Consider the following 18,623-nt stretch of genomic DNA (forward strand, 5'->3'; position numbering starts at 1 on the left):
TATGTGTAATTAAAAATCCGGTCCATGCTCGAATTTATCGAGCGGGGCCGGATTTTGGTTTATTTTAATGAATTAGCGTACCTCTAAAACCTCCTGCATAAAGGTCTTCAGAGCGGAGGGTTTGGCACTTGCGATCCATTGCTTTAACTCATCAGTTTGACCATTCATATACCATCCAAGCTTCTCTTTTAACTCTTGGTCAAAGACTTTAGGTTGATTTTTTCGTTCCGCTAACAGTTGTTTAATCATTTGTGGCCAGCGATACCCACTATGACCAAAGCTGAGTTCAGGATAACGCTCAGCAAGTGTCATTACCGAAGAGAGTGATTCACCAGCGTATAATTCTGCCGCCAAAAAGCTGCCAATAAAACGATGGCTATCATCATACTTTAGGGCGATCGCGAATTGTTTACGAGCTTCTTCAAGCTTCCCTTGTTGCATGAGGGCTGTGGCGTTAATAGAAAGTACATAACCGTTAGTATTGGGTCGGTTTAGTTCGTTGTAGTAGGAATAATATTCGTTATACGACTTCCAGTCGGCATGGTCAAAATAGTACTGCGATAATGTGAAGGCGTAATTAGTAGAAGGCTGTAGTTGTATTAGCTTTTCGAGTAAAGGAATCGCCTTATCTTCTAATGTTGTATCCTTTGTGAGGGACGATTTTGCCAGCATCATCTTTACTAGCATGTGCAGGGCATGAACATCCTGTGGGTCATCGGCAATATTTTGTTGGTACATTTCTAGTGCCTGATCCGTTTTCTTATCCAGTAGTAGTTGGTCAGCCGCAGTAAGCTCTCTTTCCTTGAGATAAAAGAACGGCAGATTGCCGACAGTGTCTTCGTTCAGCCTGTAGCCATTACTGCGGGTAATCAGGCGTCCATCTGCATCTAAGGCTTCAATATTCCAAGAAAAGCGCACTTCGGGATTCATAAATCCGAGAAGGGAGAGGGGGTCAATAGATTCCCAGCCATCTCCACTGCTGCCATAGGAAAAACCGCCGCCATCGTAAAGTTCTTCTACTGGAATGGAGATATGATTATCTACAATACGATCCCGAATTTGTACACCCAACACGGCCCCCTCCCCGCCACCGCTTAAACGATAGTAAGCTGCACCTTCAACAGCTTTCCAGCGGAAATCTATGGTCTTGCCCGTTAGGGTTTCCTGATTAATGGGAGACTGCAGCTCAAGCAGAGGTTGTAGAACTATGCTCTCATTCAACCTGCCATCCGGTTTAACTTCAATCCAATCGTCATATTGTACAGGCCAGGTCCAGCCGTCGATCTGATCATAGCCAAGTCCAAGCTGTAACTGATAAAAGCCCGGAATCACACCGTGAAATTCGAAACGTCCTTCAGTATCTGTGACGATTCGGTAGGGTTCAGCAGAAGTGATGCTATGGTTAACTTCGCTTTCAGCACGGAGAAAAATACCTGCCCGCGGAACTGGGGTGCCATCGCTTCGTGTAAGGGTACCGGAGACGACAGCAGTTGAAGTATTTCCCATATCTATAGCAGACTGAATTGCGGTTCGAAGCGATTCCAGCTGTCTTTCAGTATCTGAAGTCCCAGCTTCTGGTGCTGCTGCTGCTGCTGATCCTGTATTGTCTGTGGAGCCTTCGTTCGAACTGCTGGTGGCAGCGTTCATTTGTTTATGAATATCCTGCCAGAATTTTTTGTAGCTCTCCAAGCCATCTTTTACTACGGCAAGTGCTTCCTGCGCTTCGCCTTTTGTAAAGAGTAAACGCCCGGTAAGCCATGCTTTTTGTGCGTTTAGCTCTTCCTGATACTCGGATGGAAAGGGGGTTTGTTCAAGAATTGTTTCAGCGGTTGTTATATCGCCACTATTTAGGGCTCGCTCCGCTCGAAGGAGCTCCAGTTGTTTAGCTATATCGGAGTTGCTGTTTGACTGTTTCGTTGCGGTGATTAGCGCTTGATCTCCATCTTCCTTTCGGCCAAGAGCATCATATTCATAAGCTAACTGCTTAGCCGCAAATATACGTGTATTATCCGAAGGCCCCTCAAGGATATATTCCTCAAGCAAAGGTACTATGTCCTCCGGTAACAGACCGGAACGCTGGGTTTCATCATTACTCCACTGGCTCATCGAAGGGCTGACATTAACGTCATATCTGTAGGGATCATAGCTGTGATCCTTATCAAGGATGTTTGTACGGATTAGCTCGATACGTTTACTCCCGGTTGTGGAAGCCAGCTTTTGCAGAAGATCAGTTCTAGCTATGTTAGATTGAATAGCTGTGCTCTGATCTATCTGCCTTTGTGAAGGTAAGAAGTTAAACAGAAGAATAAGCAGGGAGGCAGGGAGTAACACGAATAACACCAGATGTTTGATTTTTATCTTAATTCTCATGTTTTTTCACCGCCTGCTCGTAGATATCCTTCCAATACGTATTGCCTCCAGCTTCGATTAGTTCTCGGTTCGCACGCTGCGGGGTATTTTGTTGTGGCTGTTGTTTAACCTCTGGTTGATGTAGGGTAAGCGAAACTACTAAAATAATAGCACCGATCGCACCTATAGGTTTGACAGGGATCTCAATTTCTTTATTCCACAGCGCCAATAAACGGGCTCCAAAGGTTGGAGGATGAGTCTGCTTAATGACCCGGTCGTGTCCAGTGAACTGGAGGTTCTTTAATTCTTCATCCAGCTGCTTTTTGACCGCATCGCGTTCTGTATTCATAAGAAATGTCCCTCCTTCACCAAAATCTTTTTTAAGAGCGTCCGGCCTCTGGCGAGTCTGGATTTGATCGTATTTTCAGATGTATTTAATTGCTCGGAAATTTCCCGGATGCTCATCTCATGAAAGTAATATAACGTCAGACATTCACGGTATAGATAGTCGAGATTTCTCATGGACTCGGCGAGCCTGACATTATGCCATTCCACCATAAAAAGCTCTTCCGCTCCGGCTGTGAAGTCAGCATCCTCGTTAGTTTGCAGCTCTGACCCTCCCGCCGGGAAAATATTACGCCAGCTCCACGTCCTTTGCCTCATGCGGCAGCGATTGACTACTATCCGTATCAGCCATGCCTTCAGCCGATCCGGCTCCTGTAACTGACTCATTTTGGCATAAGCTTGAATAAAAGTATCTTGTACCGCTTCTTCGGCACTTTGTCTATCTTTGAGCAGTAAAGAAGCGGTTCGCAGCAGCATATCTCCATATTCGTCCATTAACAGGCGGAGAGCTGACTCATCTTTTGCCACAATTCTCTCTATAATATTCAGATGTAGCTCCCCTCCCTTTACTAATAAGATGCGGATTGGAGGATTAAGGTTGCGTTTGGATGGAAAATTATTCAACAAATGTCGCGATTGCAGTTCGCCGGATAAGAGGTTACTGTTGGAATCTATTGTACAGATTGCAATGGGTCGCTTTTTCAAGCAGGATTAGCTCCTTTCTATTGTACGTTCTGCAATGAAACCCTTCGAGGCTGGGAATGACGGGTAAGGTCATATAGTTCATAGGTTTATGAGTTTACGAGTTTACGAGCTTATAGTTAGATGGAGTTATGTGGAGATTTTAAAAGAGAAACTTACTTGAGTTAGGTGTCGGAAAAAAGGGTTTTATGTAGAAAAATAGAGTGTGTATGAATTTATATTTGTAGATATGGGTAAAAGAGGGTTAGCCAGAAAAATTGCCGCTATCCTGCAACTATTTGATTTTCACCTCGTCTGTATGTTCAGTTTCATTTTTGCAAGATGACTTTTGCAAGACGACTTTAAGGTAATCCACTAAGGAGATGACATCATGCCAGTACAGATAAAATTAATAGCAGGCTCTATCCTACTCGCAGGAATGATTGGGCTTGCTGGATGCAGCTCGAACAATGAGGCGGGGAATTCAGAATCCCAGGCAACGGCGCCAACAGAAACGGCTGTAACAGCAACCTCTGAGCCGGAAGTTAGTCCATCAAGCACCCCAGCAGAAACTGTACCAGCAGCGACTTCCTCCCCTACGGAGACTGATAAAGATTCAACCGGCTCAAATTCACAAAATAGCGACAAACAGCTTAAAGAGTTGCTCGAGCTTGCCAAAAAGGGGAAGGTACCCGGTGTAAAATATGCCGCTCATACCGGACTCATTGATGAGGTCGAAGCGGATTGGGGCAAACCTGATCAACAAGAGTCAGCGGGAAAAGGTATTTATGCTACCTACACTGACAAACATGTCGTGTTTGGATTTAATAAAGGAAGTTTAATCTTCGATGTTCGTTCAAGTGATTCCGCGCTGCAAAAGCTGACGCTGAAGCAAATTGAGGCAACACTCGGCAAGCCTGACGCTACCAAAGTGAACGGAGACGATAAGATTTACACCTATCAAGCCAATGATCAATACCAGCTGAAATTTATTATTCCAAGCTCGACCGGTACAGTAGATCATATTTCCGTGTTTAGTGAACAGGATTCCTTTAACAATATGGCTGGGTAAGTGGCATGGGTTAGAAGAGGAGAGAGCAATCATGCAGAGGAATCTGTGGGTTGTTCTTTTTGTATGTTCTTTTTTGAGGTGGAGTAGGCCTTGGACGGACTGTTATAATGTAACCAATGAGCGGGTTCGGGGAAAGTGAGGTTCTATCATGCAGCTGGAATTAAATAAAAGTGAATATAAAGTGACCGCAGAAGGGATAACGATAGAATTATTCCCAAAAGAATTTACGCTTTTTCAGTTTTTGTACAAAAATAGAGGGCGTACATTCAGTCGAGAACAACTGCTGGATAAAGTATGGCCGCTTGAATATCCGGTAGAGCGAACGGTAGATGATCATATTTATCGGCTTCGTAAAAAGCTAGGCAAGTTTCAAGACTTAGATATTAAGACTGTTCGGGGATTTGGTTATAGTCTGACTATGCAGGAGCCCTCAGCTGCTATGGCCAATCCGACTACATATGACTTAGAGATGCAAAAGACGATGCGGGAGGTATTCAAGAAATATCACCTATATGGCCAAGGTCGCTCGATGTTAATCCTCGCACGCCAACAGGATGTTTTGGGGTATGCGATGGATCCGTTTTATTCGATCTATATTCATTTTGTACAGGGAGATTTGGATTGGCTGCTGAACACAACCGAGGTGGGGATAGAGGAACGGTTTTATTCCTTATTAATCTGTTATGTTCTATTGGGTGATCCTAAGAAAAAATTAGAGTTCTGTGAGTTGGTCCTTGAGAAAAAAATTCTTTTGCCGCCTCAGCATCGCGAAGTGGAGATTCTAAATATTCTGGATTTGTACACGCTGGCAGGGCAACCGGAAAAAGCACTGGAACGACTAAAGCTAACATATGAAGTGATTAAAGAGCCGGGGTATGAGAGTTTCATTCCTATAACGGCGACCTCAGAAATGCTTACACACTTGTGGATGGGAACAGAAGATCACGTAATAGAACGGATGGCAACAGACATTGAAGCACTTTTGCTGGAGAAACCTTATTTGCGTGAGATTGGTAGTTATAAAGTTACAAGGGGCTTGTGGTTTCTACGGCGCAAGTCTTGGCGTGAAGCCGAGCAACTGTTGGATGAGGCACTTCAGGTGCTTGAGATGTCAGGGTTCGTGCCGATACGGATATATGCATTGTACCGAATAGTTCATTTTTGTAAACAGTTTCCACCTAAGCCAGCTTTGTATCGCAAATATGTGGATATATTTGAACGGGAGAAGGAAGAGCGGGGATTCCATCGGTTAGAACAATCCTTGGATACCGTGCTTACGAACCTTGTGACTGCCCCCTGATAATTCTCTGACAATTCTCCATTACATTAAGGTCATGCTAATAAGTTCTTAATTGTAATTTGGAGGAATGTTTAATGAATGCTTCAACACAAGCAGGCACGAGCCTGCTTAAGAACAAGGTGTATATGCGTGTGTACAGCGCATATGCGACGGCTACCTTTGGGGATTGGTTCGATGCCTTAGCAATTCAGGTACTCGTAGGGTACCGCTGGCAGGCCAGCCCGCTAATGCTGGCTTTGATTCCGGTCTCCATAGCTTTGCCGGGGATTTTGCTGGGCTCGTTCGCAGGGGTAGTGGCTGACCGACTGAACAAGCTGAAGCTAATGCGGATGTGTGATCTGCTTACGGCATTGTTAACCGTATTCGTATTATTTGCTCCCAGTATGGTGTGGTTGCTCCCGTTATTGATGTTGCGTGCTGCCATTTCTACGTTAAACGTGCCTGCTCAGCAGTCGATGACCCGTAGTATGGTTAGAGAAGACCAACTGCTTCAAGCTACCTCGCTTAATGGGCTTGTAAATCAAGGCTCGAAAATCGCGGGACCTTTACTGGGCGGCTTCGCGTTGTCTGTTCTTACGCCACAGTGGTGTATATTGATCAATGCTTGCCTTAGAGGCTGTTCCTATTTGCTCCTACTTACAGTTAAGAAAAGTGAAGTAGAACAAGTTGGCACAGAAGGCAAGGGCGATCAAGAGGAACGTGTTGCTCTCCGCACGATGTGGAAAGAAGGCTGGAATTTTATGCTGCATAGTAGGTTGCTGCTAAATACCATGCTGTTTGGCATAGTCTGTTCAATGGCTATTCAGATGATTGATTTTCAATTCACCAGTCTATTTAGGGTACTTGCACCCTCTAATGAATCTTTACTGGGCTGGCTCGTGGCGGCATCCGGAGGCGGTGCTGTATTCATCATTATGGTCATGAACAAAATGAATCGCGGAACAGGTTATGGCTGGAAGCTTGGAACGGGTTATGTGCTGATGGGTTTATCGGTTGGGGGACTTGGACTGCTTCAGCCAGGAGCTTCCAGTATTTCTGTATTGCTATTAGGGTTCTTACTAGGTATTGGGAATGGAATTTTTATTATCACGTTCAATTATTGTCTGCAAAAAGAAACACCCCCGCACATGACAGGGCGTGTGTTCGGTATTCAGAGTACCATTCTTAGCGGAGTTATGATTGGCGCACCACTTCTCGGCGGAATGATGGTTCAGATTGCTGGGCCTAGCCGTATCTTTTTGAATTTCGGCATCGTAATCGCTCTGATTGGTGTGCTGGGCATCGCATTTGGGCGTGTGCTGTGGCCTGCGCAGAAAGAGATGAACGATAGCTCTGCGGAGCAATCTAGGACAGTTGAGGTGATGGAGGGGAGCTAGCAGGTAGCACGCTAGTCTAGCTAGCGGGACTTCCTAACTGGACTAGATTAGCTAGACTGGGAAGGTTGAGTGGCAGAGAGAACCTAGCGTGACAACCTAGCAGATACTTAGCTAGACTAGACAGGTTGAGTGGCAGAGACAATCTAGCGTGACTCCCTAGCCGATACTTAGCTAGACTAGACAGGTTGAGTAGCAAAGATAATCTAGCGTGACAAACTAGCCGTTCCCTAGCGGGACTAGAAAACTTGAGTGGCAGAGAGAACCTAGCCTGACAACCTAGCAGATACTTAGCTAGACTAGACAGGTTGAGTAGCAAAGATAATCTAGCGTGACTTCCTAGCATTTAGTTGCAGAATGTGCAGTTAAATTCCCCTCCATCGATCAAACTGGGATTTAGTTGTACTTTGTGCAGTTATTATTTGATATTCTCCCTTTTAGTCTAGGAATGATGATTTTTAGTTGCACAAAGTACACTTATTTGCTCAGGATGTCTCTTTTTACGCTTAATAGTTGTATATAGTGCAATTAAGAGTCTCTTTAGTCATAGTCGCCTTAATATGTGACTTCTCAGTAAGTGACTTCTCAATAAGTATCTCCTTAATAAGTGACCTCTCAATAAGTTATTACTTTGTGATCTAAAGCAACTGCTGCACGAAACGTTATAAGTTACAATATTACCTAGCCCGATAGGACAGTTTCTCGTCCGTAAGGGCTTTTTTAGTGTGTAGAGGAGATTGGCTAGAACATTAGAATTTGTAGAGGTAAAGGATGGAAAGGATGGAAAGGATGGAAAGGATGGCTACTTTTATTTACATGGTGAGGCACGGTGAGTCGCCCAAACTGCCCGGAGAAACTGAAAGGACTCGCGTACTAACCGCGAAGGGGGAGACGGATGCCCGCAAGATAACGGAAAAACTACGTCTGGAAGGAATTCAAGTCTTCTATTCAAGTCCATACCTTCGGGCTATACATACGATTTCTGGATTGGCGCAGGAGTTAGGAGCAGAGATTCAGAGTGTTGAAGACCTCCGGGAAATCCATTTCTCGGACGGAAATAAGATTACGACTGATCAGGAGCTGTATCCATTACTGACAAAAATGTTTGAAGATCCGGATTTTGTCCCAGTTGGTGGGGAATCCATTCATGCGTGTCAGAAGCGTTCAGTTAGTGTGCTGGCAGAAATACTGAGCAATCACAGCGGTCAAAAGGTTGCTATTGGAACTCACGGGGCAGTCATGACGCTTATGATGAACTATTTTGATGCCAAATATGATCTGAGCTTTCTTCTTCAAACCACAAAGCCGGATATTTATAAAATGAAGTTCGCAGGCGGAACGTTAGTGGATGTGGAGAGGTTATGATTATTGGGGACTGCTTACAAGCGTCCCGAGTCATCATCAACCTGAGGCTTACGGACCCAGATGACATTATTCGCAGATTATTAGCCTTTGGAGCATGGTTTCGGACTCCAGCGTCGTTATTCCTTAAAAAGAGCACCTTATTGGGTGTTTTTTATGCCAATAGCGACTCTGGGGTCCTTTCTCATCCCAAAAGTGGGGAATTGCTGCATATAAGGTCAGCTGTGTCCGATAGCGGCTACGAGTGAATACGCACGAGTGAATACGCACGAGTGAATACGCACGAGTAAATACGTACGCGTAATTACGTACAGGTAATACGTACACGTAATTAGATACACGTAAATGGGTACGCGTAAAATACATACGCATAAATAAGTACACTTAAACACGTACGCATAAATGCGTACAGGTATAAGTACGCGTAAACTACGTCCACGTAAATACATACGCGTAAATTACGTACGCATAAATACGTACGAGTAAATACGTACGCATAAATACGCACGAGTAAATACGTACGCATAAATACGTACGAGTAAATACGTACGCATAAATACGTCCACGTAAATACATACGCAAAAATATGTACGCGAAAATATTACCGAATCAAATGAAAATGGGTAAGGGGATTTGGATTAAGTAAGGTTGGCTTGTGAACAGTACTTCCACTATGAAAAATACGGCTTCACAAGCCAAGCTGTGTTTAATCATAACGTTAGTCTGACTTTAGGCTATTCTAGCTAAGGCACTGACTTTCTTCTACTCTAACAATAGAACTATCTACAAGCAATAGATCTATCTATAGTCTATAGAGCTATCTACAAGCTATAAAACTATCTACAAGCTATAAAATCGCTTAGCATTCGCAGTCACTAACTCTTCCGCTTCGCCGGGGGTGTAACCATGGAGCACTCCCCAAGCAGCGGCGACTTCGCGAATCATAGACGGATGGGTTATATTCCCAGCAAAAGGTCCTTCGAACGGCCAAGGACCATCGGTTTCAGCCATGACTAGCTCTGGGGGATAACGGCGGGCAAGCGCCTGTATCTCCGGCTCATACAGGATATCCGGGGTGAAGGAGATATAGTAGCCGTTCTTAATCATGCGGGCAATGGCTTCTTCTGGACCTTTGAACCAGTGAAAGTGGGCATGCTGTATGTTATGTTTTTCCAGGAGATCACAAGCAATAAGCGCATCTTCATAGACAGCATGCAGCACCACAGGTTTATTGAGACGGGCAGCTAACCCAAGCAACTGATCCAGCAGCTCAATATAGGGGTCCATATCAAAGGTTTCGCCACGTTCTAAAGCTTCAGCACGCGTATAGTAAGGCAGCCCGATTTCCCCCACAGCAATATAATCCTCACTAGATTGACTCTCGATCCATTTCAGCAGAGCAGCCAGCTCAGCATCCTGCGGCAGGGGTTGCTCTGGATGAAAGCCATAAGCTGGACGGACCACGCCGGGATTTATGGCTGCAAGTCTTTGGGTGCGTATACAAGAGTCCAAATTCATAGAGACAGCGATAAGGGCTTTAATTCCCATGTCAGGTAGTTCACTCAGTATCTGTTCGGCAACTTCAGGTTCATATTGCTCTAAATGTATATGGGCATCAATCATAACTGTTTACCCTCCACGTAAGAAGCTAATTCCTCATGAACCTCGAAGCGAATAGGGTCGGGTTCCATTCCATATTTTCCCGGTTTGTAGGCAAAGGTTAGTGTGCCAATACTCTCCAGAAATCCAATATAAACATTTGTTTCCGCCTTTAGCTTGCCCTCTTCCACTATGTAGTGAGTAACAGCACCAATGCCGGCTTGTTCGCCTAGATTGCCATCCTCAGCACGATCTGGATATCGCAAAGTCACCATGGATGGAGTTGAGCCTTTAACTTGAATTTGAATCAGGGCGTCCCCTTTTTCATTAGAAATTTTTGACGTAACCAATGCGGAGGCGGCTTTATCTGCAGAAGGGACAGTGACTTCTTCCCACGGGTTAGGCTTAATCACGTGAAGTTCCTGCATGGACATGCCCGTACCTGTTCCGAGCCACAGAATGACAACGACTTCTTCCTGTCCATCCTGATCGATGTCGGCATAATGAATCTCAGGAGGGTAACTTAGGAGTCTGGGTGTTTCCCAATCAAATGTATGCTTGTTACCGTTCACCTCTACAACAAATCCTTCGTAGGTACCGCCATCTTTAAGGGTAGTATACAGCTTCACTTGGTCATTTTCTGTAGCAATAGCGAGAGGTTCGCTGGGTGTTCTGACGGTAGTACTAACATCCCCTGATGTTATTAATACTTCAGTTCCAGCTGCATTCAGCTGCGCAGTGGCACCAGACAGAGAGTTTAAGGAATCGGCAGGAATATATAAAATACCATTTCGTAGAATAGCTGGTCCTTCAAGCGAGGTTTGATATCCATCAGCTTGCATATACTCATTGTCCGGCGTCAGAACATAACTACTGCTTCCATCAGAGATGGTCAAGGTCTTTAAGTTATTATCCCATTTTTGTTCTGAGGTGTAGTATTCCATTAGTACTTTTGCAGGTACATAGACCTTATCATCTAGGAAAAAAGGGGAGAGAGTAGGAAGAACGGCTTCGCCGTCCACGATTAGTTTCAGTGGTGCTGAAGTAGCTTGTGTTTGGTTAATAGCCATTGTTGTATCCATATCTATGGTTGCCGATGCTCCGCATCCGGCCAAAAAGAGCGTGATAGCTCCTATAGCGATGATTTTATTCATAATTACCTCCAGGATAAAGTCCAGTCCCCTTAAGTATAGAATAAAACAGCGCGTTGTAGGTCACTTTCTATTAACAAAGAGAATACAAGCTTGTTACAGTTCGCTAGTTTTTTATAAAATGCAGGCATCCACGCAATAAACGACGAGTGTAATAGAAAGAAATGAACAAAAGTAAGGAGAGGCACAGACCAATTGGAAGGCTGAGAATGTTCGGGAAATCATAATCTGGGAAGGCATTTAGTCCTATCCCTTTGATGCCAACAATACCTAGCACACCACCGATAGGTGCAATGATTGCACAGACAACACTCCCCACGGCCCAGACACTAAGGATCGGTACACAGAACAAGATGGTGGCACCTTTAGCGATATTTTTGAGTACAGTGGCTCCTGACAAATGAGTGGTTTTTTCCATGTAGACTCTCCTTTATTGGTTTAAAAATACAGTTCGGTCAACTTGCGACTTAAGATCCACCGTTAGACTTTTGCTATAGCGGATTTCCCCAATGGTACAACCCGGTCCGACGATGATTTCTTCACCGCACACAAGGTCAGCTGTCGTCCGGTATAACGTTATGCTAGTTCCTTCAATCGTTGTGCAGGTAAGTTTTCGAAAAGGGTGCATCAGCGCATTAATCAACTTGGAGGAGGGTTTAACGATAATGTCACCGCCAGCTCTCATAACCTCGACTGTGCTTCTATTGCCTAAACGGATCTCAATCGATGAATCTGCATTTAGTCTCTTTATGTTCACAGCACCTTCAGCATAAAAAGTCCCGGCTGCAGCATTTTCTGCTACGGACATGTATCCAGAAGATCGGAGATTATCTGCTTGGATATTTTGAACGCGCAGACTCCCTAGATTGTTTACCTGATTGGCCTTACAATTCCCCCCAATTGTACAGTCGCCAGATACTTTGAGTTTTGATGTCGAGACACTACTTTTAGTACTTAAGTGGCCAAACACATCAACAGTAACCGCACGAATATTCTCTCGGACAAACAGCGAACCTCTTACCTTCAACGGTGGATCGATCATGTCAGTACGTTCATAAGTATTGTTATTATTGGACATTTACAGTACCGTCCTTCAAAATATATTTTAATGATTAAAATATATATTCATTATAATATATAGTCAATATAATAATTTAGGAGTTTAACATAAAAAACACTGCCGTCAGTTTCCTGACAGACAGTGTTTATAGAAAAGAGTATAGCTGATAAGGAGCAAAATGAAGGCTGTTAGTGCATCATTTGTTCCATCAATTTATTTATTTGTTCTAAAGTTCCGGAGATTTTATTCAGATCTGAGGTAGGAAATGCTTCAAATATTGTATGGATACGCTGATCGCCTTGTTCTGTAAGGACAATATTGACAACTCTGCGGTCTTCTTTAGTCCGCACCCGTTCAATAAGTCCGGCTTCCTCAAGTTTATCGCACATGGAAGAAGCGGCTCCGGGTGTGACCACGAAGCGTTCAGAGATGTCAGTAATGTTCAAGCTTCCGGTAAGCCGGAGTTGAAACAGCAGCATGATCTGATTGTGAGTCAGGGTTTCCTTTTTAGTGATCATATCAATGAAAAACTGGGATTTCTGCTGCACATTTGCCATAGATTCCATGACCTTATGGATAGCATTTTGTTTCTCTTCCTTTGTGCTCATAACATTGCCTCGCTCCAATTTACTTTAGTTACTAAAATATATAGAAGCTATAATAAGCTTGTCAAGTTGACGGGTTACTGTAGCTTGGTTAGAAAGACTGAATTTAGCGCTGGAACCCTTCTTTTTTTATATCTTGTAATGAAATTGGAAATATATCGTATTAACTGATGATTTTACTTAGCTAAGTGAAAATTTGGTGGGAAAGGAGAGTTAGATTGATGCATGAGCGCGCATTGCTTCATCCTTTTGTTAAAGAGAATATACAGGAAAATACTGACATAGATGTTTTGTTCACAACGATTTTTGAAACCTACTATAAAAGAATATTCAACTACATCGCTTACCGGGTTAGTTCTCTCCATACGGCTGAGGATCTGACAAGCCTTGTTTTTGAGAAGATGTTGGCGAAACTATCGACCTATTCTCAGGAAAAAGCTCCTTTAGAGGTATGGTTATTCGCCATTGCCAGAAATGTGGTCAATGATCATTACCGGAGTTTTAAAAGGAAAAGTTTCTTTTCGCTGGATGCCGTCAAGGAACTGGTTTCTAGCAGAAAAGATCCGGAAAGCTTGATCCTCCAGGGAGAACGTAGTGGAAGGCTTAACGAAGCCTTGAATACATTGAGCTCAAAGGAGCGGAATATTGTGGCTCTTAAATTTGGTGCTAATCTGAGAAACAGAGAGATTGCCCAGGTTACGGGAATTTCGGAGAGCAATATCGGTGTGATACTCTACCGGACTATGAAAAAGCTGAAGACTGAAATAGGGAGCGTGGAGCAGCTATGAAGAGTAAAGACATACAGCAGAAGTTCTTAGCAGATTTAGATGAAAGTATAAATGGAGCAGCAAATGATTTAAAGAATGCTGAGGAGTACAAGGAGCTGCTGGAGCTAGGCAGGGTTCTGGCCCATAAAGATTTCAGCGAGGGCTCTGACAAAACAGCCATTCTGAATAAGGCTCGGAGAAAGTATGCCGGCCAAAAGGAGGAGAAAGGATTGCATACAAAACATAGATTAAGACGTCCTGCTGTTATGCTGGCAACTTTGCTAGTGGTTAGCGTATTAAGTGTAACTTTTGTGCAGCCGTCATTTGCACAGGAGCTGTTAATGAAAGTATTGCAAACGATAAACTTAGGCCATATTGTAGCCCATGAAGTAGAATTTTCTGCGGATTCCAACGTGATTCCGGATGACTTTAAGGGGAAGATTTTTGATAGCAAAGGAAATGCGCTTGTGACCCTCGACGCTGCTCAAAAGGCAGGTGATATCTACAATGCTGATGGGGAAAAAATCGTCGGAGTTGAAGACGGCAGACTGGTTACGCAATCTGAGAGGGATCAAGAGAAAGCGGAATTGCTGATCGAGAGGGATTCTAGCAAGCTAAATGAATATACGATTTTTAATGTGGGATTGCCGGAGTATTTGCCAGACGGTTATACCTTTGATCGTGCAGAGTTTTATAAGGATAGCAATGGTGAAGTAATCAACAGCAAATATATTAATTTATATTTTGTTAATGAAGCTACCGATGAGATCATCTCGATGCAGCAGCGGCACGCTGATTCCGAAACGGCTTATGAGATGTCGACGGATGGCACCATCGAAAAAGTGAAGATTAACGGAGTTGATGCTGTATTGGTTAATGGAAAAGGGTTGGACTGGGAAGCCAATGGAGTCTTATACGGTGTAACATCAGCTAGCTTGGACAAGAATGATTTGATCAAAGTTGCTGAGTCTATCCGCTGACTGATTTTTTAGAGAGATAGGCGGTTACTGTTCGAGTATATATAGGCAAGGGGATGATCCATATGGATCTCCCCTTTTTCGCTTTATTGAGGGCACATGCAAACAATGAGTGGGAGAATATAGCTGTACTTCGTACAACTATATTCCTGCAAAACATCTCTCCAATGAAAATAGCTGTATTTCGTACACTTATTTTCACGATTTATCCCACTATAGGAAGTTTCTCCGCTTTTTAATTGTATAGAATACACTTAAAATCAGAGTAAACCTTTTTGCATATGGAATAAGTGTACAGAATGCAGTTATCTCATAGATTTCTGCGGGATCCGGCCAAAGCTGGCGTGTAAAGCCGAACATCAGCTTCCACTTGCGCATAATCTGCTCAAGCAAAGCTGAAGACTAGCTTCCACCGCCCATAATCTGCTCGTGCAAAGCTGAAGACTAGCTTCCACCGCCCATAATCTGCTCAGGCAAAGCTGAAGATCAGCTTCCACCTGCCCATAATCTGTTCAGCTGGCGGTCAGCCTCCGCTTACTTCATCTACTCCATTAAGCCGCTGCAGAGTAAAAAATAAATCGAACGATTTATTCTCTATGTACCAATACATAGTGTAAGACCGAAGGAGGGATTGAGAGGGATGAAACATCCAAATGAATATTCTCAGCTCATTGCGCTTACGCTAGCCGGCAGCCGTGAAGCGTACAGTGAACTATATGAAGCAACGATTCGGGATGTGTATCAGACCGTTCATTTTCTCGTTCGCGAAACCTCCGATGTGGATGATGTTGTTCAGGAGATTTATATTCAGGTGCACCGGTCGCTTGAGCAATTTGACGTCAATCGTCCTTTTAGGCCTTGGCTTATGGGGCTGGTTATGCGGCAAATTCATGCCTATCGAAGAAAGAGATGGACGCATCTCCGAATGGTTAAAAAAGTAGAGCAGACTGATTTAAGGATGGAACCTGATTTCACTAGTGATGTTGTGGACAGGTTAGCTAACCGCCGTCTACTAGCAAGTGTAGATCGTCTTCCATTTAAGCTGAAGCAGGTGATTATTCTGCACTATTTAAATGAATATTCACAGGAAGAAAGTGCCGCGATACTGGGTATCCCTCTGGGTACGGTGAAATCCCGTATTCATGCTGCACTGCACAAGCTTCGTCAGAAGCCGGAGAATCATACTCTTTTTAAGGGAAAGGTGGAGGACCTGCATGAATTTCAATGAAGAGTTACGGACAGTTCTGCAGGAAGAGGCGAGAAATCTAAGTGCCCCACCGGAACTGAAGAAGCAAATACTAAATCAGACCGAGACGAGATCAGGGGGAAGACGAATGAAAAAATGGCTTGTAGCAAGCATTTTGGCGGCTGCATTATTAATTCCTACTGGAGCATATGCCGGATATAATTATTTGGCGGATACCCTGTATGGCTCACAAGCAACTGCTGCTACGATTGGAGTAACCCAGCAACAATATGACAGGCTTGAAGCCAAGCTGCAGAACGCGAAACAAAGCTTTAACGAAGAGGAATTTACAAGATTGATGTCTTTACTAGAGGAATTGGGAGCTTACAATCTGCAAATGGCCGATGCTGACGGAGTCTTTCACCTAGAACAGTTAAGTGCGAAAGATCAAAAGGCATATAATGATTTACAGGTTGAGCTTAAACCTTATTTCGAGAAAATGAATGAAAATGAAATCCCTCAGGCAAAGGCGGCTGTCGTTGATCGTGATACTTTCTGGAATGGCGTGCTGGAAAAAGCTGAACAGAGGTTTACTAAAGAAGAGTTTGAGGAGATCGAACAATTAATAAATGAGTTGCAAAGCTATGATGCCAAGGTATTTGATGCAGATGGAAGTGTTCATATGGATCGGCTTTCGAAAGAGGAGATACAAAACCAAGAGAAGTTAATTGAAGCGCTCGGTCCTTATATAAATAAGCTGGACATGATGATTAAACCTAGTTCTTAGTTGAATTTAAATGCATGTATTGAATAACTATGGATAGAAGTAGCATTAGAAAAGCCACCAGAAAAGGTCTAATACACCTTGTGTTCTGGTGGTTTTTTACATTCGGCTAATTTGTATTTTATACATCACTAATTGAATAAATGTATAATCAATTAAGCCAAAAAAAAGTATTTGACCACTGGAATAATTAGACATATTATTATTTAAATACTATTGATCTATATATGAATCATGATGGCGAAAGGTGGCTTTGATCATGAAGCAGATGACCATTCGTGCAGAACTGGCGGACTACCTCAAGAAGAATGGAATAACAATTAATCAATTCGCAGAGGTATCTAAAGTGAATTCGGGCACAATTAGCAACATTATCAATGGGAATCGGCCTATAGCCATGCAGCAATTAGACCGTATTACAAAAGGAATGGGATTAGAAGAAGGCGGCTTTTATGATATGTATGTGGAGGAGTGTTTCATACATTCCAATCCCAATTGGAGACGACTTCGACCTTTTCTATATCGCTGTGCTGAACTAGATAAGCTGGAATGTATAAGTCGGGTGATTGGAATCATGATGGACAGCCTATCTTATACACCCTCGTTGTTTGATACAGCAGAAGATTTTTTTGTACAAGGAAAATATGATGCTGCAGCGTTGTTATACCGGAGTGTCGCGGAGAGTGAGAAGTATCAGCATTCAGAGCGGCTGGCTTTTTGCCAATACAGACTGTTCACGATTGCTCTAGGGGGTGATCAGGATCTGAATTTGCGAGCAGCTGTGCAGTTTGAGGGTTTTGTAAATCGGCTTGATGAAGTCGATCAACTTGACGCGCTGAAGGCTCTGGCGAATACATATAGCGCATTGAGGTATTGGGATAAGGTAATGCTCATAGCTATTGAAATTGAAAAAAAAGCATCCATTCAATATAAGTATAATAATGAGCGAGCCAGAAAAAACGGGTTACAGAAGGAACCTGCAATGCCCTTATTTTCATATATTCTATTTTCTTATGTGTTACGTTCAGTAGTTTACAGAGAGCTGGGAGATTATGATAGAGCATTGCAGTATGTTAACCTTTACATGGATATGAGCTGGATCCGTGAGGATACGGAGGAAGCTTTGCAACTTATGAATCGATGTATGGGTTGGGCACAGGGCAATATATATTTACTGAGAATTTTAAAAGGTGATGTGACAGCGCTTCCGGAATATGTGACCTATATTGAAAAAAGAGAGGAAGACATTCTTCCAGGTCTGTTCAAAATCCTTCAGGCAGCCAATCACTATGATTTTAATGTGGATGATATTCTTCAGCGGTTTGAGCAAGAAATATCAGATTATAGAGATCAGCAGAGAAATCTTAAATGTTATAATCGACAAATTATCGAAGACAGATACACTTTTTTTATGGCTGAAATAGCATTGTATTATATAAGAAGAGGAAAATATGAGCTTAGTATAAAGTATATAATGGATAGTTTGGAGACTTCTGTAAGGATTAATAACGAATCCTGTATAATAAAGTGTGTCAGAATGTTTGAGCAGCTTCGGCATACTGCATCTTTAGAAACGCAGAAGCAATACCAAAATCTGATTAGAATCAATGAAAAGAAAAATGGTTTTGTTATTGGAAGTGCCTAGTATTGATAGTTTTATAGAAGAAACAAAAAAGAGTTTTCAGATTAAATCTGAGATCGCTATCTATTGAATTGTAGTAATGCACTTTAATGTAAAATATAGAATTTGACATATACCTCTAATATATTAAATTAGGGAGGTAGTGTTAATGAATGATCAGGAAATTATCCAAAAGAGAATAGAGGGTGCTAGAAAAAAACTTTATTTAATGGAGAGGCAACACGGAGGGCTTTTGCATCCGAATGTGATCAGACAGTCCATGAGATTAGATGAATTAATTAATCAGTACAATAAAGCAGTACATAGCGATAATGAGGATTGAAGAGAATGGTTAAACACCCTACATAATGATATTGCAACTTCTGATGAA

18 protein-coding genes are annotated in these 18,623 nt (G+C 42.9%); 10 read left to right on the top strand and 8 right to left on the bottom strand.

All coding sequences use genetic code 11. From position 1 onward, the window contains the following. Window positions 1-72 precede the first annotated feature (72 nt). The 3 genes from NYE35_RS05730 to NYE35_RS05740 are packed head-to-tail and all read right to left on the bottom strand — an operon-like array spanning window position 73 to window position 3,399. Window positions 73-2,370, bottom strand: a complete 2,298-nt coding sequence (locus NYE35_RS05730; RefSeq protein ID WP_341120358.1) for a carboxypeptidase-like regulatory domain-containing protein — start codon at window positions 2,368-2,370, stop codon at window positions 73-75. Then, on the bottom strand, window positions 2,360-2,698 hold the full coding sequence (locus tag NYE35_RS05735; RefSeq protein WP_038569021.1) for a hypothetical protein: 339 nt from the start codon (window positions 2,696-2,698) through the stop codon (window positions 2,360-2,362). Before NYE35_RS05735 ends, NYE35_RS05730 begins: the two co-directional genes overlap by 11 nt. After that, on the bottom strand, window positions 2,695-3,399 hold the full coding sequence (locus NYE35_RS05740) for an RNA polymerase sigma factor (protein WP_305953530.1): 705 nt from the start codon (window positions 3,397-3,399) through the stop codon (window positions 2,695-2,697). Before NYE35_RS05740 ends, NYE35_RS05735 begins: the two co-directional genes overlap by 4 nt. Window positions 3,400-3,766: 367 nt before the next feature. Between NYE35_RS05740 and NYE35_RS05745 the strand changes: the two genes are divergently transcribed. The 4 genes from NYE35_RS05745 (at window position 3,767) to NYE35_RS05760 (ending at window position 8,485) form a co-directional block, all read left to right on the top strand. Continuing rightward, complete coding sequence (locus NYE35_RS05745) at window positions 3,767-4,447, top strand: YjgB family protein (protein WP_341120360.1); 681 nt, start codon at window positions 3,767-3,769, stop codon at window positions 4,445-4,447. 148 nt (window positions 4,448-4,595) lie between these two features. Then, window positions 4,596-5,747, top strand: coding sequence for a winged helix-turn-helix domain-containing protein (locus NYE35_RS05750; protein ID WP_341120362.1), 1,152 nt, complete (start codon window positions 4,596-4,598; stop codon window positions 5,745-5,747). 74 nt (window positions 5,748-5,821) lie between these two features. Beyond that, entirely contained in the window at window positions 5,822-7,123 is a 1,302-nt protein-coding gene (locus NYE35_RS05755; protein ID WP_036680431.1) for an MFS transporter, read from the top strand. Window positions 7,124-7,918: 795 nt separating this feature from the next. Next, window positions 7,919-8,485 carry a histidine phosphatase family protein gene (locus NYE35_RS05760; protein WP_076141950.1) on the top strand — a complete coding sequence of 189 codons (567 nt, stop codon included), beginning with the start codon at window positions 7,919-7,921 and terminating at the stop codon, window positions 8,483-8,485. A gap of 837 nt (window positions 8,486-9,322) precedes the next feature. Here the strand turns inward: NYE35_RS05760 and NYE35_RS05765 are convergent. From NYE35_RS05765 to NYE35_RS05785, 5 genes are all read right to left on the bottom strand, one after another. Then, complete coding sequence (locus NYE35_RS05765) at window positions 9,323-10,105, bottom strand: TatD family hydrolase (RefSeq protein WP_076273331.1); 783 nt, start codon at window positions 10,103-10,105, stop codon at window positions 9,323-9,325. Further along, entirely contained in the window at window positions 10,102-11,235 is a 1,134-nt protein-coding gene (locus tag NYE35_RS05770) for a copper amine oxidase N-terminal domain-containing protein (RefSeq protein WP_341120365.1), read from the bottom strand. Before NYE35_RS05770 ends, NYE35_RS05765 begins: the two co-directional genes overlap by 4 nt. Window positions 11,236-11,338: 103 nt before the next feature. Next, window positions 11,339-11,650, bottom strand: coding sequence for a hypothetical protein (locus tag NYE35_RS05775; RefSeq protein ID WP_341120366.1), 312 nt, complete (start codon window positions 11,648-11,650; stop codon window positions 11,339-11,341). A 12-nt stretch (window positions 11,651-11,662) separates the two neighbouring features. Next, complete coding sequence (locus NYE35_RS05780) at window positions 11,663-12,310, bottom strand: hypothetical protein (protein WP_036686760.1); 648 nt, start codon at window positions 12,308-12,310, stop codon at window positions 11,663-11,665. 170 nt (window positions 12,311-12,480) lie between these two features. Further along, window positions 12,481-12,900, bottom strand: coding sequence for a MarR family winged helix-turn-helix transcriptional regulator (locus NYE35_RS05785; protein ID WP_051491478.1), 420 nt, complete (start codon window positions 12,898-12,900; stop codon window positions 12,481-12,483). A gap of 218 nt (window positions 12,901-13,118) precedes the next feature. On the opposite strand from NYE35_RS05785, the gene NYE35_RS05790 reads away from it, so the two are divergent. The 6 genes from NYE35_RS05790 to NYE35_RS05815 all read left to right on the top strand — a co-directional run bounded on the left by NYE35_RS05790 (window position 13,119) and on the right by NYE35_RS05815 (window position 18,575). Further along, window positions 13,119-13,685, top strand: a complete 567-nt coding sequence (locus NYE35_RS05790; RefSeq protein WP_038569035.1) for a sigma-70 family RNA polymerase sigma factor — start codon at window positions 13,119-13,121, stop codon at window positions 13,683-13,685. After that, window positions 13,682-14,644: a DUF4367 domain-containing protein gene (locus tag NYE35_RS05795; protein ID WP_341120369.1), complete on the top strand. Its 963-nt coding sequence runs from the start codon at window positions 13,682-13,684 to the stop codon at window positions 14,642-14,644. The genes NYE35_RS05790 and NYE35_RS05795 overlap by 4 nt, the downstream gene beginning before the upstream one ends. A gap of 637 nt (window positions 14,645-15,281) precedes the next feature. After that, complete coding sequence (locus NYE35_RS05800) at window positions 15,282-15,869, top strand: sigma-70 family RNA polymerase sigma factor (RefSeq protein ID WP_036686766.1); 588 nt, start codon at window positions 15,282-15,284, stop codon at window positions 15,867-15,869. Further along, complete coding sequence (locus NYE35_RS05805) at window positions 15,856-16,614, top strand: DUF3600 domain-containing protein (protein ID WP_036686768.1); 759 nt, start codon at window positions 15,856-15,858, stop codon at window positions 16,612-16,614. Before NYE35_RS05800 ends, NYE35_RS05805 begins: the two co-directional genes overlap by 14 nt. Window positions 16,615-16,870: 256 nt before the next feature. Next, window positions 16,871-18,256, top strand: coding sequence for a helix-turn-helix domain-containing protein (locus NYE35_RS05810; RefSeq protein ID WP_038569043.1), 1,386 nt, complete (start codon window positions 16,871-16,873; stop codon window positions 18,254-18,256). Between the two features lie 145 nt (window positions 18,257-18,401). Continuing rightward, window positions 18,402-18,575 (top strand): aspartyl-phosphate phosphatase Spo0E family protein, encoded by a 174-nt coding sequence (locus NYE35_RS05815; RefSeq protein ID WP_094903681.1) that lies wholly within the window; start codon window positions 18,402-18,404, stop codon window positions 18,573-18,575. Window positions 18,576-18,623 lie beyond the last annotated feature (48 nt).

This window comes from Paenibacillus sp. FSL L8-0494 (assembly GCF_038003695.1).
GTDB lineage: Bacteria > Bacillota > Bacilli > Paenibacillales > Paenibacillaceae > Paenibacillus_AQ > Paenibacillus_AQ odorifer.

Excerpts from the sequence above, each read along its gene's own strand:
- NYE35_RS05780 (WP_036686760.1), bottom strand. The coding sequence starts at position 12,310 with ATGTCCAATAATAACAATACTTATGAACGTACTGACATGATCGATCCA.
- NYE35_RS05745 (WP_341120360.1), top strand. The coding sequence starts at position 3,767 with ATGCCAGTACAGATAAAATTAATAGCAGGCTCTATCCTACTCGCAGGA.
- NYE35_RS05775 (WP_341120366.1), bottom strand. The coding sequence starts at position 11,650 with ATGGAAAAAACCACTCATTTGTCAGGAGCCACTGTACTCAAAAATATC.
- NYE35_RS05760 (WP_076141950.1), top strand. The coding sequence starts at position 7,919 with ATGGCTACTTTTATTTACATGGTGAGGCACGGTGAGTCGCCCAAACTG.
- NYE35_RS05730 (WP_341120358.1), bottom strand. The coding sequence starts at position 2,370 with ATGAGAATTAAGATAAAAATCAAACATCTGGTGTTATTCGTGTTACTC.
- NYE35_RS05800 (WP_036686766.1), top strand. The coding sequence starts at position 15,282 with ATGAAACATCCAAATGAATATTCTCAGCTCATTGCGCTTACGCTAGCC.
- NYE35_RS05750 (WP_341120362.1), top strand. The coding sequence starts at position 4,596 with ATGCAGCTGGAATTAAATAAAAGTGAATATAAAGTGACCGCAGAAGGG.
- NYE35_RS05805 (WP_036686768.1), top strand. The coding sequence starts at position 15,856 with ATGAATTTCAATGAAGAGTTACGGACAGTTCTGCAGGAAGAGGCGAGA.
- NYE35_RS05815 (WP_094903681.1), top strand. The coding sequence starts at position 18,402 with ATGAATGATCAGGAAATTATCCAAAAGAGAATAGAGGGTGCTAGAAAA.
- NYE35_RS05790 (WP_038569035.1), top strand. The coding sequence starts at position 13,119 with ATGCATGAGCGCGCATTGCTTCATCCTTTTGTTAAAGAGAATATACAG.
- NYE35_RS05785 (WP_051491478.1), bottom strand. The coding sequence starts at position 12,900 with ATGAGCACAAAGGAAGAGAAACAAAATGCTATCCATAAGGTCATGGAA.
- NYE35_RS05735 (WP_038569021.1), bottom strand. The coding sequence starts at position 2,698 with ATGAATACAGAACGCGATGCGGTCAAAAAGCAGCTGGATGAAGAATTA.
- NYE35_RS05770 (WP_341120365.1), bottom strand. The coding sequence starts at position 11,235 with ATGAATAAAATCATCGCTATAGGAGCTATCACGCTCTTTTTGGCCGGA.
- NYE35_RS05755 (WP_036680431.1), top strand. The coding sequence starts at position 5,822 with ATGAATGCTTCAACACAAGCAGGCACGAGCCTGCTTAAGAACAAGGTG.
- NYE35_RS05795 (WP_341120369.1), top strand. The coding sequence starts at position 13,682 with ATGAAGAGTAAAGACATACAGCAGAAGTTCTTAGCAGATTTAGATGAA.
- NYE35_RS05765 (WP_076273331.1), bottom strand. The coding sequence starts at position 10,105 with ATGATTGATGCCCATATACATTTAGAGCAATATGAACCTGAAGTTGCC.
- NYE35_RS05810 (WP_038569043.1), top strand. The coding sequence starts at position 16,871 with ATGAAGCAGATGACCATTCGTGCAGAACTGGCGGACTACCTCAAGAAG.